This window comes from Burkholderia sp. 572 (assembly GCF_040545135.1).
GTDB classification, from domain to species: Bacteria; Pseudomonadota; Gammaproteobacteria; order Burkholderiales; family Burkholderiaceae; genus Burkholderia; species Burkholderia cepacia.
This window is the reverse complement of sequence record NZ_JBEPLH010000008.1, coordinates 183,112-196,476: the sequence shown is the minus strand read 5'-3', so window position 1 is coordinate 196,476 and position 13,365 is coordinate 183,112. Positions and strand designations below refer to the sequence as shown.

Genomic DNA, 13,365 nt, shown 5'->3' with positions numbered 1-13,365 from the left:
TGGAAACCCGGCGGCGATGCGCGCTTGCGTGTCACTGCTCCGCGTGCGGCAGCCGCCGGAACACGACGCTCAGGTTGTTCGCCGGCATCTCGACCACCTCGATGCAATCGAGCCCGCGATCGAGGCCGAGCGCGACGACGGTTTCGAGATCGCGCACGCCCCACGACGGGTCGCGGCTGCGCAATTGCAGGTCGAATGCCTCGTTCGACGGCGCCGTGTGCCGGCCCTCGCGGCGATATGGCCCGTACAGGAACAGCACGCCGCCCGGCCGCAGCAGGCGCGACGCGCCCGCGAACAGCGCGTCGGTGCAGGCCCAGGGCGAGATATGGATCATGTTGATGCAGACGATCGCGTCGAGCGCGTCGACCGGCCACGACGCGTCGCGCACGTCGAACGCCAGCGGCCCGGCAACGTTCGCGAGGCCCGCATGGGCAACCCACGCGGCGATCGAGCGGCGCGCCTGCGCATCGGGATCGCTCGGTTGCCAGTGCAGGCCCGGCAACGCCTGTGCGAAATGGACGACGTGCTGGCCCGTGCCGCTCGCGATTTCGAGCACGCGGCCGCTCGCCGGCAACACGCGGCGCAAGACGTCGAGGATCGGCCCGCGATTGCGTTCGGCTGCCGGCGCCGACAGCCGCGCGGACGGATCGGGCGAAGCGGTCGGATCGGTCACGATGCGTGCTCCGGTGCGTGGCCCGCGAGGCCCAGCCGCGCGGTGAGCGCGTCGAGCGCGGGTGCGCAGCGCGCCTCGACCTTCAGCGTCAGGATCGGATCGGCGCGCGTATGGCCGAGATTGAGCGCGGCGACCGGCTTGTGCTGCGCCTGCGCCCACACGCAGAAGCGGTAGCCGGAATACACCATCAGCGACGAGCCGACGACGAGCAGCGCATCGGCCGCATCGAGCGCCTGCGACGCGAGCGCCACGCGCTCGCGCGGCACGTTTTCGCCGAAGAACACGACTGCCGGCTTCAGCAGCCCGCCGCACGCGGGGCACGCCGGGATGCGGAACGTGTCGAGCGCCGCCCATTCGAGATGCGCGTCGCCGTCCGCGGCAGGCTCGGCCTGCGCGCCCAGCAGCTCGGGATTGTCGGCCTCGAGCATGACCTGGATCGTCGCGCGCGCATGATGCGCGCCGCAGTCGAGACACGTGACGCCGTCGATGCCGCCGTGCAGCTCGATCACGTCGCCGCTGCCCGCGCGCTGGTGCAAACCGTCGACGTTCTGCGTGACGAGACGCTCGATCCGCCCGGCGCTGCCGAGCCGCGCGAGCGCGACGTGCGACCCGTTCGGCTGGGCGCGGCCGACGACGGGCCAGCCGATCATGCTGCGCGCCCAGTAACGCCGCCGCGCGGCATCGGAGCCGAGGAATTCATGGAGCTGAATCGGCGGCGAGCGCATCCACTGGCCGTTGCGGTCGCGATAGCCGGGAATGCCGGAGTCGGTGCTGATGCCCGCGCCGGTCAGTACCAGCAGGCGCGGATGACGTTCGACGAACGTCTGCAGCGCATCGAGTGCGGCCGGATCGATGCCGGCGGTTGAGGGGTCGTGCAGGGCTGTGTCGTTCATGTTGGCAACGCGTGATCGGGTGCGCCGGCAAGCCGTGCGCCCGCACGGGCAGCCAGGCACGCCAGCACATGATACAGAACGCCGCGCGATCGGGCCGATGGCCCGCGTCGCAAACCGGCGCACAAAAAAAGACGCCCATCCGCCACTCGGCGATGGGCGCTTCAACAATTGATCCATCGGGGTAGTGGATCAACTGACAGCACAATTTCGCGGCGCCCGCCATGCTGCGGCCGGCGAACGCTTCCCCTGGACTGCATGTATTCCGCGGTGCCGGACACATCGATGCACTGCCGGCTTTCCGGTGCGACCCGGTGCGTTCCGGTTCGGGCCCGTCGCGCCGACGCGATACGCGGCGCACGAACACCTGCGCCGCGCGACGACTCGCGTTGCGCGCGCCAGCATGACGATCCGGGTTCCGGGCCGGGCCATCCACGGATATTCGAAGTTCGTCCCCGACGGCCGACCGGCACCAGTCGGCCTCGTGCGTCACACCTGCACGTCGTCGTTCAGAACAAACCCGATTGCTCGGATGGAACGGAAAGCCGCGCGCTCACGTCGCCTCGATCAACGGCGAAGCGAATACCCAGGCAGGTCGGCGATTCATGTTTGCAACACGGCATGTTGCGATTCGGTCTGTTTTCATTCTCTTGTCCCCGTCTCCGATACGTCCGACCCACTGAAGCGATCGCCGGACCGACTGCGTCCGCGACCGCGCTCACGGCACGTACAGATATGCAAGGAGCGCACCATGCTTCATGCCGCAAGGCCGCGCGGGCCGAAGCGGGGCCATCGCGGCGAATCGCGCACCGGCAAGCAGCGCGAACGTTTCGAAACTGAAACGCGTACCGGATCGGCGACCGTCGGCCGGGCATGCCGCGATGTCGTCATGCCGCGCCGGCACGGTCCGCGCCGATGCCGCGTCGTTGCATCCGCGCGCGATTGCCGACCGGCTTACAATCGCCCCACAGTGCCGCATACGCACGAACGGACGCGCGGGCCCGCCCCGGCCCGCTTCGCGCAACCCGCCGCCACCTGACGGGAGCCACCTGCCCGACCTATGCCTGACACACACGACTGGCTGGATATCGACTACCGGACGCTGTTCCGGCTGCATCCGGATCGCCGGATCGAACGCGAGAACGATCCCGACTGCTCGCCCGGGCCCCGCTTGTGGCTCGGCAGAGGCGCGGAACGCAACCTGGCGGGCGTACGCGCCGACGTGCCCTTTCCTGTCGCAGAAGAACTGGCGCGCCTGGCCGACAGCGAAACGCCGTCGGCGGACTTCACGCAGCCCGCGCATCTCGAACGCTATCTGTCGCTGCTCGCCCCCGTTCCGCACTGGAACATCGGTCTCGTCTACGCGCTGCCGCACGCACTCGGTTTCGACACCGACGCACACGTCGAACTGATCGACGGCGACAGCGACGCGGGCCGGCATCTGCTGCACGCGTTGTCGACGCGCGCGATGTCCGAAGGTTTGTTCTCGATGGGGTTTCAAGGCGCCGCCGATCTGTGGGCGCCGTGGTGCGCGGCCGTCGTCGACGGAGAAGTCGCCTCGGTCGCATTCGCCGCGCGGCTATCCGAAGTCGGTGCCGAACTCGGTCTCGCGACGGCCCCTGCATTCCGGGGGCGCGGCCTCGCGGCAGCCGTGACCGCCGCGTGGTCGCGGCTGCCGTCGCTTCGAACCCGCACGCTGTTCTACAGCACCGACAGCGACAACCGCGCGTCACAACGCGTGGCGGCGCGCCTCGGCCTCACGCTGCGCGGCACGACGCTGCGCGTGGCATAGCGCCGGGGCCTGCGCGACACCTCAACGAAAGGCCTCGATGACCTTCACGCGGCGTTCGGTTTCGCCGACGAAGCAACTGTCAACCTCCACGAGCCCGAGCGTACCGCCTGCATCGGGCTGCCGCGATTCGGCGCAGGCAGCATCCCGCGCCTTGAGCCAGCGGCGCTCGTCGTCGCGCAACCTCGCCTTGCCCTGCGCATCCAGGCTCGCCATCTTCGTCTTGTAGACGGCATTCAACCGTCGGTCGGCCTCGTCGTATTTCAGCCGCAGGCAATTGCGGATGTCGGCCGTGTAGCCCGTTTCCTCGGCGGTCTTGCAGATAGCGGTGCGCTGCGCATCGTCCGCGCGCGCGTCGGACGCAACCGTGAAAAGCATCGCGCTCGCCGCCAGACCGATCACCGCGTGTTGAAGCGCATTCATCCGGATTCGCCGTTCTCAATGATCGAAAGCACCGATTATGCCCGGCCCGCTGCCCGCATGGCTCCCGTTACCTCGACGTCACCGGTCACGCCCGATCGGGCGCTGTGCATGCCGTGCCGCGCCGCGCCGCGCAGCCGGCGCGCAAACACGCTAGCATTCGGACACGCAACGTCGCGCGCCCGCTTTGCCCCGCCTCCAAGGACCCGACATGACCACGCCCGCCCCTGCCCGTCCCGACGTCGCGCATCGCATCTTTTCGGCCGGGCAGCTGTCGATCGGCCTCACGTTGCCGCTGCTTCGCACCGGCCATGTCGTTGCCGACTTCGACGAGCAACTCGAACTCGCGGCGCTGGCCGACACGCTCGGCTTTCGCGCGCTGTGGATTCGCGACGTGCCGCTGAACAGCGCCGACTATCCCGACCCGGTCGGCCACCTCGACCCGTGGGTCCTGCTCGGCGCACTGGCGTCACGCACGCGCCGGATTGCACTCGCCAGCGGCGCGATCGTGCTGCCGCTGCGTCATCCGCTGCATATCGCGAAAGGCGCGCTGTCGGTCGCGACGCTGTCGGGCGGACGCTTCATCCTCGGGCTCGGCTCCGGCGACCGGCCGCCCGAATATGCGGCGTTCGGCGTCGACGCGGAAACGCGCCGCGACCGGTACCGCGCGCACTGGGACGTCGTCGCGGCGGCGCTCGGCGTGCCATCGCGCGTGCTGCCCGACGAAGCGCCGCCCGATGCGCCCGACTTCACGCTGCTGCCTCGCGGCGCCGACGCGGTGCCGATGCTGGCGGTCGGCTCGGGCGGGCAAAGCGTCGACTGGATCGCGCGTCACTCGATCGGCTGGATGACGTACCACCGCGATCCGGACACGCAGCGCGCACGGTATTCGATGTGGCGCGCGGCGGTTGAAAGGCTCGCGTCGCCGGCCTTTCGCGCGTTCGGCGTGTCGATGCGACTCGACCTCGTCGCGGATCCCGATGCGCCGGCCACCGCATTGCCGCTCGGCTATGCAACCGGACGCCGCGCATTGATCGACATCCTGCGGAACATGCGCGCGGCAGGCACGCATCACGTCACGCTGAATCCGGGCTCGGACCGGCCCGTGCGCGACGTCATCGAAGAAATCGCGGAACACGTCCTGCCGGTTTTTCACGACGGGGAAGCGTGATTTGGCAGGATTCCGGATGAATTCGGCGCGATGCGTGCGGCGCTCGCCGTTGCCCGCAAGCGGGCATTACGCGAGCCTTACACGCCGGCAATCGAGTCGCCTCACCCTCCCTGCGTCAGCCACAACCGCGGAAACGCGCCGCAAACGGCCGCGCCGCGTCGTGCATGCCCGATTCGAATGATCGTCGACGGAACTATTCGGTTCCGGGCGCGATCATGTTAACTTCCCGTCCATCGTTCAGCCCGGCGGGCCGCGCGCCGATGCGCGCCCGCATGCCCACTCCATGCGACATATCCTCCTCGGCTGGCTGCTTGCCACCGTCGTCACGGCCGCTCACGCGGCCGCTCCCGCCCCGGACGCCGCGTCGGCCGCTTCCGGCACCGCGCCCGCGCTGACGCCGCAACAGGCTCAGCAGGCGCTCAACGTGCTCGAAAATCCCCGCGATCGCGCGCAGGTCGAAACGACGCTGCGTGCGATCGCGGCCGTCGGCGCGCTGAGCGCACCCGCGGTCGTAGCCAGCGATGCGGCGGCGGCCAGCGGCGCTTCGGCGGCCGCGGCCCCGGGCGCGCTCACGTCGAACGGGCTCGCGTCGATGCTCGTCCGGCAGGGATCGCGCTGGGCCACCGAAATCGGCGGCGCGCTGAAGGAGTCGCTGCACTCGCTGCTCGATGTCGGCTCGGTCGGAAGCTGGTGGCACGACAGGCTGGTGCGAGCCGACGAGCGCGCGGATCTCGCGCACGCGTTCTGGATCATCGTCGCCGTGCTCGTGCCCGCGCTCTTCGTCGAATGGTTGGCAAAGCGGTTGTTGCGACGCGCGCTGGCCGCAGTGGCCGCACGGCGTGCCGACACGTCGCCCCGCACCGCGCCGGCCTCCACCTCGCCCGATGACGACGACGCGCCGCCGGACACCCTCGCCAAACCCGACTCCGCCGATTCCGCCGATGCCCCTGACACCGCCCCCGCATCGTCACAAGGCCGAGGCCACGCACGCCGCCACACCACGCTGCTGCACCGGATGCCGCGCGCGCTCGTCAGCCTCGCGTTGCGGGCCGTGCCGCTGCTCGTGTTCGTCGGTGTCGCGAGCCTGACGATGTCCGCGATCGGAGAGACGGGCACCCCGATCGAATCCGCGCTCGAAGCGCTGATCGACATCTACGTGATCTGCCGGCTCGTCACGATCGTCAGCCGGCTGTTCTTCCAGCCCGATGCGCGGCAATTGCGGTTGCTGCACATCAGCGATGCGTGGGCCGATTTCGCGCAACGTTCGATCGCGCGGATCGTGATCGTGGTCGGCGCCTGCACGGCCGCTGTCGAGATCGCCGCGAGCTTCGGGCTCAGCGAGGCCGGTCATGTCGCCCTGCTGAAAGCCGTCGCGCTCGTCGGGCACCTGATGGTATCGGCGCTGATCCTGCGGAGCCGCCAGCCGGTCGCCGCGCGGATCCGCGCGGCCGGCGACGACCGTGCGTCCTTCGAGATGGTCGCGAATGCGCTCGCGGACGCATGGGCCCCCGTGTCGGTATTCATCGTGATGGCGCTGTGGTTCGTCTGGGCGCTCGACGTCCACAACGGCTATCGCGTGCTGATCACGCTCGGCGGCCGCTCGATCGCCGTGATGATCGGCATGCGGATGGTCTCGATCGTCGTGTTCGGCGCGCTCGCGCGGCTGTTCCAGGGCCGCGACGAAGACCGCACGCTCGTCCACCTGCACGCGTACCGCTACTACCCGCTGCTGCGCCAGATCGTGTCGGGCGCGATCGGCATCGTGACCGTCGTGTTGCTGCTGCAGATCTGGGGGGTGCCGATCTTCCGCGCGTTCGAAACCGGCACCATCGGCCACCGGCTCGCGTCGGCGCTGGTGACGATCGCGATCGCGGCCATCGTCGCGCTCCTCGTGTGGGAAGCCGCGAACATCGCGATCGAGCGCCGCCTGCAGCGGTGGACGCGCGAAGGCAATCTCGTGCGCGCGGCGCGACTGCGCACGCTGCTGCCGATGTTGCGCTCGCTGCTGTTCGTGATGATCGCGCTCGTCGTCGTGCTGACGGGCCTCAGCCAGCTCGGCGTGAACGTCGGCCCGCTGCTTGCCGGCGCGAGCATCTTCGGTGTCGCGCTCGGCTTCGGCTCGCAGAAGCTCGTGCAGGATTTCATCACCGGGATCTTCCTGCTGATGGAAAACGCGATGCAGGTCGGCGACTGGGTCACGCTCGCCGGCGTGTCGGGTACGGTCGAGTACCTGTCGATCCGCACCGTGCGACTGCGCGCAGGCGACGGGTCGCTGTACACGATCCCGTTCAGCTCCGTGACGACCGTCAACAACACGAACCGCGGGCTCGGCAACGCCGCCGTCAAGATCAGTATTGCCTACGGCGAGGATATCGATCGCGCGATCGCGACGCTGAAGGAGATCGGCGCGGCGTTGCGCGACGATCCGAAATACCGCGACGGCATCCTGTCGGACTTCAGCTACTGGGGGATCGACCAGGTCGACGGCGCGGCACTCGCGCTGGCCGGGCAGATGCAATGCACGGACGCGACGCGCTGGAGCGTGCAGCGTGAATTCAACCGGCGGATCGCGGAGACGTTCCGCGAACGCGGCATCCGGATCGCCAATCCGCAGCGCAGCGTCGTCGCCTATGCGGACGGATCGCGGCCTGTCGTCGAAGGCGAAAACGGCGGCAATGGCAGCGACGGTGACAACAGCGGCAACGGCCATGCCGCCGAACCGGAGCGCAAGCCGGGTTGACCAGCCGGGGGCGATGCCGCGCCGCGCTCAACGCGCGGCGGGCTTGTTCACGCGCCGCGTGCTTTTCGCGGCGGGCGCCGATGCCCCCGCCTTCGCCTTAACCGCACGTTTCGCCGCCGCGCCCTGCCCGCGCTTCACGCCGGCTTCCGGATCGGCAGCCGATACGTCGCGCTGCGCATGCCATTGCTCGAGCAGCAGGCGTGTCTGGTCGGCGATCGTGTCGACCAGCAATGCCGCACGCTCGCCCTCGAACGCCTCCCATTCGAGCAACTGCAGCGCCGAACGCTGCGCGATGTGGAACACCGTGATCTGCCCGAACAGGCTCAGCGCGCGCAATCGGGTGACGGGATCGTTGGCCGGCCGGCCCGAGATACGGCCGATCAGTTCGGCGCTCACGTCGTTGAGCGGCTTGCGCATGCGCTTCATCAGGATCTCGCTCGCGCTCGCCGGCTCCTGGCCGCCTTGCTCGCGTGCAAAGAACATCCGCTGGTTCATCGTCTTCGGCGCGGTGAACATCCGGTCCGACAGCGCGCGCAGCAGCCCGATGAACGCGTCGATCAGCACGTCGACGTCCGCGTCCGCATCGAGCATCGCCCTCGCATGGCCGACCGACGGTGCGAACACTTCCCTGCCATTCTCCGCGATCGCCTCGACGCACGCGCGGTACACGCCCTCCTTGTTCTCGAAGTAGTACTGGAGCGCCGGCGCGTTCACGCCGGCCATCGCGGCGATCTCGCGTGTCGATGCACCCGCGAACCCGCGCTCGCCGAACAGTTCGATCGCCGCCTCGATGATCCGCTGGCGCGTTTCGTCGCCGCGGGCGTAGCCGCCCGCCGACGTCCGGCGCAGCTTCTTCGCTTCGTTCATGCCTTCCCCGTCATTCGATCGATCGATATTCTACTTGACACAATTTTATCAACTGGAATAATTCTTCCACTTGGAATAAATTGGACACCGGAATGTCGACGCCGCAAGACCCGCCACAGCAAGCAGATCGTCAGGAAAACGGAACAACACCGCGAAACGGAAGCAAATCCGGCAACGGATCGAAACGGCGCATCCTGCTCGTCGTCGCCGTGCTCGCGGCGATCGGCGGCACCGTCTGGCTCGGCCGCTGGTGGACGGTCGGCCGTTTCATCGAAAGTACCAACGACGCGTACCTGCAGGCGGACAGCATGACTGCCGCGCCGAAGGTCGCCGGCTACGTGACCGATGTGTATGTCCGCGACAACCAGGCCGTGAAGGCCGGCGATCCGCTCGTGCGACTCGACGTCCGCCAGTACCAGGTTGCGCTCGCGCAATCGCTTGCGACCGTCGATGCACGCCGCGCGGATATCGCACGCGCCGAGGCCGACATCAGCCAGCAGCGTGCGAATCTCGAACAGGCCGACGCGCAGGCGAAGGTGTCGCGGATCAATGCGCAGCACGCCGGCGACGAATACGCGCGTTATGCGCCGCTCGCGGCGACCGGTGCGGAGACGCACGAACGCGTGGCAGACCTGAAGAGCACGCGCGATCAGGCGGTCGCGACGCTCGCCGCGAACAATGCGTCGATCGCGGCCGCACGCACGCAGATCGCGTCGTTCACCGCCCAGCTCCAGCAGGCACGCGCGCAGCTCGAAGCCGCGCAGGCCAGTGCCGCACAGGCGCAGCTCGACCTCGACAACACGATCGTGCGCAGCACCCTCGCCGGCCGCGTCGGCGATCGCACGGTGCGCGTCGGTCAATACGTGCAGCCCGGCACGCGCCTGCTGACCGTGGTGCCCGTCGATTCGATCTACCTCGTCGCGAACTTCAAGGAAACGCAGATCGGCAACATGCGTATCGGCCAGCCGGTCGAACTGCATGTCGACGCCTTGCCGGACGGTGCGCTGTCCGGCGTCGTCGACAGCTTCGCACCCGGCACCGGCGCGCAGTTCGCCCTCCTGCCGCCCGAGAATGCGACCGGCAACTTCACGAAGATCGTCCAGCGCGTGCCGGTACGCATCCGCCTCGCCGCGAACGCCCGCGCGCAGCGCATGCTGCTGCCGGGGCTGTCGGTGACGGTCGACGTCGATACGCGCTCGGCCCGCGACGAGACGCATCATGGCTGAACCGTCCGCCACGATGCCCGTGCCGCCGCACGAAGGCCGCGCGAGCGTGACCGACTGGATCGCGGTCGCGGCCGGCGCGCTCGGCGCGCTGATGGCGACGCTCGACATCTCGATCACGAATTCCGCGTTGCCGCAGATCCAGGGTGAAATCGGCGCAACCGGCACCGAAGGCACGTGGATCTCGACCGGCTACCTGATGTCGGAGATTGTGATGATCCCACTCGCCGCGTGGCTCACGCGCGTGTTCGGGCTGCGCAATTTCCTGCTGACGAACTCCGCGCTGTTCATCGCGTTCTCGATGATGTGCGGCTGGTCGCATTCGCTGCCGATGATGATCGCCGGCCGGATCGGCCAGGGCTTCACCGGTGGCGCGCTGATCCCGACCGCGCAGACCATCATCCGCACGCGGCTGCCGCTGTCGCAGTTGCCGGTCGGCATGACGCTGTTCGGCCTGATCGTGCTGCTCGGGCCGCTGTTCGGCCCGGTGCTCGGCGGCTGGCTCGCGGAAAACGTGAACTGGAGCTGGTGCTTTTTCCTGAACCTGCCGGTGTGCCTGCTGTTGATGGGGCTGCTATGGTTCGGGCTGCCGTCCGATCGTCCGCAATGGAGCACGTTCTTCAACGCGGACTGGCTCGGGATCGCCGGCCTCGCGATCGGGCTGAGCTCGCTCACCGTCGTGCTCGAGGAAGGCCAGCGCGAACGCTGGTTCGAATCGCAGATGATCGTCGCATTGAGCCTGGTGTCGCTCGCCGGGATGATCCTGATCGCGCTGTCGCAACGCTTCGCGAAGCGGCCGATCGTGCGGCTGTCGCTGATGCGCAATCCGCGCTACGCAAGCGTGATCGTGATCGTGTCCGCGGTCGGTGCCGGCCTGTACGGCGTGTCCTACCTGCTGCCGCAGTTCCTCGCGATCGTCGCCGGCTACAACGCGGAACAGGCGGGCGCAATCATGCTGCTGTCGGGGCTGCCGGCCTTTCTCGTGATGCCGATCCTGCCGCGCCTGCTCGGCAAGGTCGATTTCCGCATCCTCGTGATCTCCGGGCTGCTGCTGTTCTGCCTGAGCTGCATGCTCGACATCAGCCTGACCGCGCAGAGCGTCGGCCACGACTTCGTCTGGTCGCAACTGATTCGCGGCGTCGCGCAGATGCTCGCGATGATGCCGCTCAACCAGGCATCGATGGCGGCCGTCGCACGCGAAGACTCCGGCGATGCAGCCGGGCTCTACAACATGGCACGCAACCTCGGCGGCTCGATCGGGCTCGCGATCATCGGCACCGTGATCGACCGGCGCACGACCTTCCACACGGCCGCGCTGCGCGAATCGGTGACGGCGAACTCGCTGATCGGGCAGGACCGGCTGTCGGCCTACGCGGCCAACTGGTTCGCACACACCGGCGATCTCGCGTATTCGAACATGCGCGCGCTCGGACAGCTGGCGCAGCAGATCCAGGTCCAGGCCGTCGTGATGACCTATTCCGAAACCTTCTATCTGCTGGGCCTTGCACTGCTCGCCTGCGTGCCGCTCGCGCTGCTGCTGAGAACGCCGCGCGGGCCGCAGCCGATGTCGTCCGGCCACTGAACCGTCTTACGCGATGAAACCCTTCTCCCTGCCCCGCCGCCCCGTGCTCACGCTGTGTGCGGCCGCGTGCCTGCTCGCCGGCTGCACGGTCGGCCCCGACTACCGCGGCGCGCCCGCCGCACCGGATGCGCCGGTCTTCGTGCGCGCGCCGGCCTCCGGTGTCGACACCGCCGCACCCGCGCCAAGCGCGTGGTGGCACGCGCTCGACGATCGCCAGCTCGACGACCTGATCACTGCGGCGCTCGCGTACAACCCCGATCTGCACGCTGCGCAGGCACGCTTGCGCGCATCGCGCGCGCAGCTCTCGCAACAGCGCGCGGCGCAGTTGCCGAAATCGTCCGCCACCGTCGCCGCCGTCCGCATGCGCGAGCCGGACGTCAGCGCGCTCGGTTCGCTGCTGCCGTCGAACGGCTCGAACCAGTCGGGCGGTGCATCGCCGTCGCTGGGCGGCTCGGGTCCGCTGCAGCTCTATTCGGCAGGCTTCGACGCAACCTGGGAAATCGACCTGTTCGGCGGCACGCGCCGGGCGGTCGAAGCCGCGTCCGCTCAAGCGGAAGCAGTCGACGCCGATCTCGCCGACACGCAGGTGTCGATCGCGGCAGAAGTCGCGAACGCGTACGTCGACCTCCGCGACCAGCAGCAGCGGCTTGCGCTGTCGCGACGCACCGCCGAGTTGCAGCAGAAGATGCTTGAACTCACGCAGCAGCGCCGCGCGCGCGGCGTCGCGGCCGATGCCGACATCGAACGCCTGACGACACAGGTCGAGAACACGCGAGCCTCGCTGATCCCGCTCGACGCGCAGGTGACGGAATCGCTCGACCGGCTCGCGATCCTGACGGGGCGCGCGCCGGGTGCGCTCGACGCGGCGCTGACGACACCGGCCGCGCCGCTGCCGACGCTGCCCGGCAGCGTCGCGATCGGCGATCCGGCCACGCTGCTGAAACAGCGCCCCGACATTCGCGCGGCCGAGCGCCGGCTCGCATCGAGCAATGCGCAGATCGGCGAGCATGTCGCCGATTACTTCCCGAAGGTGACGCTGCTCGGCGATCTCGGCTTCAGCGCGGCGGACCCGGGCCACCTGCTCCGCAAGCAGAACTTCACGTGGGTCGGCGCGCCGTATCTGCAATGGAACATTCTCGACTTCGGGCGCACGCGTGGCGCGGTGCGCGCGGCCGAAGCATCGCGCGACGAAGCGGAAGCGAACTATCAGAAGGCGGTGCTCGGTGCGTTGCAGGATGCCAACACGGCATTGCAGCGCTACGGACACCAGCGCGAGCACGTCGTTGCGCTCACCAAGGTTCAAACCTCCGCCGTGCATTCGCGATCGCTGATGGATGAACGCTATCGCGCGGGCGTCGCATCGATGATCGACCTGCTCGATACGCAACGCGAAGCACTTTCCGCGCAGCAGAACGTAATCGCCGGGCAGGCCGAACTGATCAAGGACTACGTGTCGGTGCAGAAGAGCCTCGGGCTCGGGTGGCAGGCGGGCGCGGGTTGACGGTGAGTCGAGCGGTGCCGTACGGCCGGGTTTGTCGCGGCTGCAACGCAGCGACAACAGCGATGCGCGGGACAGAAAAACGTTTCGCGCGCCGCCCGTGACCACCCGATAAATCAGAAAAACTCGTCGAGCAGCCGGTAGAAAGCGATCCGGCCCGGATCGGGCTGCCCGACTCCGTACCGGTCGAAGAAAGGCGCGACCCATTCACGGCCGAGATCGGCTTCGATATCTCGCACCGGCGATTCGAGTTGCGCCTCGAACACGATCGAGCAGTCGCGCCAATTACGCATCGAACCGGAAACGATCGGCGAACCGCATTCAGCATTACTTTCTTCGTCGGCGTCGAATATTACAAATTACTGCCAATATTTTCAAAAACATTGCATTTATTCGCTTTAAATTTGTTTCATATAACCAAAAAAAGTTTGACACCCCGCTTTCGTTCTTGATACCGTCCGATGCAAGCAATCTGACAAATTGCTCACTGCGCAATCGCTTCCGCTCCACGT

Annotated in this window: 10 protein-coding genes and 1 pseudogene; 6 read left to right on the top strand and 5 right to left on the bottom strand. The window is 68.1% G+C overall.

The window, feature by feature from the left end; genetic code table 11:
* Positions 1-31: 31 nt before the first annotated feature.
* The gene (locus ABIC51_RS17245; RefSeq protein ID WP_027791097.1) at positions 32-673 is read right to left on the bottom strand and encodes a DUF938 domain-containing protein; all 642 of its coding nucleotides are present in this window, start codon (positions 671-673) and stop codon (positions 32-34) included.
* Positions 670-1,566: an NAD-dependent protein deacetylase gene (locus ABIC51_RS17240; RefSeq protein WP_027791096.1), complete on the bottom strand. Its 897-nt coding sequence runs from the start codon at positions 1,564-1,566 to the stop codon at positions 670-672. The genes ABIC51_RS17245 and ABIC51_RS17240 overlap by 4 nt, the downstream gene beginning before the upstream one ends.
* Before the next feature lie 1,057 nt (positions 1,567-2,623).
* Between ABIC51_RS17240 and ABIC51_RS17235 the strand changes: the two genes are divergently transcribed.
* Positions 2,624-3,355 carry a GNAT family N-acetyltransferase gene (locus ABIC51_RS17235; RefSeq protein WP_146252613.1) on the top strand — a complete coding sequence of 244 codons (732 nt, stop codon included), beginning with the start codon at positions 2,624-2,626 and terminating at the stop codon, positions 3,353-3,355.
* A gap of 21 nt (positions 3,356-3,376) precedes the next feature.
* On the opposite strand, the gene ABIC51_RS17230 is transcribed toward ABIC51_RS17235, so the two are convergent.
* Positions 3,377-3,775, bottom strand: coding sequence for a lysozyme inhibitor LprI family protein (locus ABIC51_RS17230; protein WP_060373344.1), 399 nt, complete (start codon positions 3,773-3,775; stop codon positions 3,377-3,379).
* Between the two features lie 208 nt (positions 3,776-3,983).
* On the opposite strand from ABIC51_RS17230, the gene ABIC51_RS17225 reads away from it, so the two are divergent.
* Both ABIC51_RS17225 and ABIC51_RS17220 read left to right on the top strand, forming a co-directional pair.
* The gene (locus ABIC51_RS17225) at positions 3,984-4,943 is read left to right on the top strand and encodes an LLM class oxidoreductase (RefSeq protein ID WP_175854966.1); all 960 of its coding nucleotides are present in this window, start codon (positions 3,984-3,986) and stop codon (positions 4,941-4,943) included.
* 283 nt (positions 4,944-5,226) lie between these two features.
* Complete coding sequence (locus ABIC51_RS17220) at positions 5,227-7,683, top strand: mechanosensitive ion channel family protein (protein ID WP_175854968.1); 2,457 nt, start codon at positions 5,227-5,229, stop codon at positions 7,681-7,683.
* A 27-nt stretch (positions 7,684-7,710) separates the two neighbouring features.
* On the opposite strand, the gene ABIC51_RS17215 is transcribed toward ABIC51_RS17220, so the two are convergent.
* Positions 7,711-8,550, bottom strand: a complete 840-nt coding sequence (locus ABIC51_RS17215; protein ID WP_027791092.1) for a CerR family C-terminal domain-containing protein — start codon at positions 8,548-8,550, stop codon at positions 7,711-7,713.
* Positions 8,551-8,642: 92 nt separating this feature from the next.
* Between ABIC51_RS17215 and ABIC51_RS17210 the strand changes: the two genes are divergently transcribed.
* Genes ABIC51_RS17210 through ABIC51_RS17200 form a run of 3 tightly spaced genes read left to right on the top strand, consistent with a single transcriptional unit; the run spans position 8,643 to position 12,856 of the window.
* Positions 8,643-9,776: an HlyD family secretion protein gene (locus tag ABIC51_RS17210; RefSeq protein ID WP_027791091.1), complete on the top strand. Its 1,134-nt coding sequence runs from the start codon at positions 8,643-8,645 to the stop codon at positions 9,774-9,776.
* Positions 9,769-11,355 carry a DHA2 family efflux MFS transporter permease subunit gene (locus tag ABIC51_RS17205; RefSeq protein WP_175898087.1) on the top strand — a complete coding sequence of 529 codons (1,587 nt, stop codon included), beginning with the start codon at positions 9,769-9,771 and terminating at the stop codon, positions 11,353-11,355. The genes ABIC51_RS17210 and ABIC51_RS17205 overlap by 8 nt, the downstream gene beginning before the upstream one ends.
* A gap of 13 nt (positions 11,356-11,368) precedes the next feature.
* Entirely contained in the window at positions 11,369-12,856 is a 1,488-nt protein-coding gene (locus tag ABIC51_RS17200; RefSeq protein ID WP_354006565.1) for an efflux transporter outer membrane subunit, read from the top strand.
* A gap of 113 nt (positions 12,857-12,969) precedes the next feature.
* Here the strand turns inward: ABIC51_RS17200 and ABIC51_RS17195 are convergent.
* Positions 12,970-13,089, bottom strand: a pseudogene (locus ABIC51_RS17195) (APH(3') family aminoglycoside O-phosphotransferase); the annotation flags it as partial.
* Between the last annotated feature and the right edge of the window lie 276 nt (positions 13,090-13,365).

What these genes read in the sequence shown, in the direction of transcription:
- ABIC51_RS17225 (WP_175854966.1), top strand. Translation starts at nt 3,984, where the DNA reads ATGACCACGCCCGCCCCTGCCCGTCCCGACGTCGCGCATCGCATCTTT.
- ABIC51_RS17200 (WP_354006565.1), top strand. Translation starts at nt 11,369, where the DNA reads ATGAAACCCTTCTCCCTGCCCCGCCGCCCCGTGCTCACGCTGTGTGCG.
- ABIC51_RS17210 (WP_027791091.1), top strand. Translation starts at nt 8,643, where the DNA reads ATGTCGACGCCGCAAGACCCGCCACAGCAAGCAGATCGTCAGGAAAAC.
- ABIC51_RS17220 (WP_175854968.1), top strand. Translation starts at nt 5,227, where the DNA reads ATGCGACATATCCTCCTCGGCTGGCTGCTTGCCACCGTCGTCACGGCC.
- ABIC51_RS17215 (WP_027791092.1), bottom strand. Translation starts at nt 8,550, where the DNA reads ATGAACGAAGCGAAGAAGCTGCGCCGGACGTCGGCGGGCGGCTACGCC.
- ABIC51_RS17230 (WP_060373344.1), bottom strand. Translation starts at nt 3,775, where the DNA reads ATGAATGCGCTTCAACACGCGGTGATCGGTCTGGCGGCGAGCGCGATG.
- ABIC51_RS17205 (WP_175898087.1), top strand. Translation starts at nt 9,769, where the DNA reads ATGGCTGAACCGTCCGCCACGATGCCCGTGCCGCCGCACGAAGGCCGC.
- ABIC51_RS17240 (WP_027791096.1), bottom strand. Translation starts at nt 1,566, where the DNA reads ATGAACGACACAGCCCTGCACGACCCCTCAACCGCCGGCATCGATCCG.
- ABIC51_RS17235 (WP_146252613.1), top strand. Translation starts at nt 2,624, where the DNA reads ATGCCTGACACACACGACTGGCTGGATATCGACTACCGGACGCTGTTC.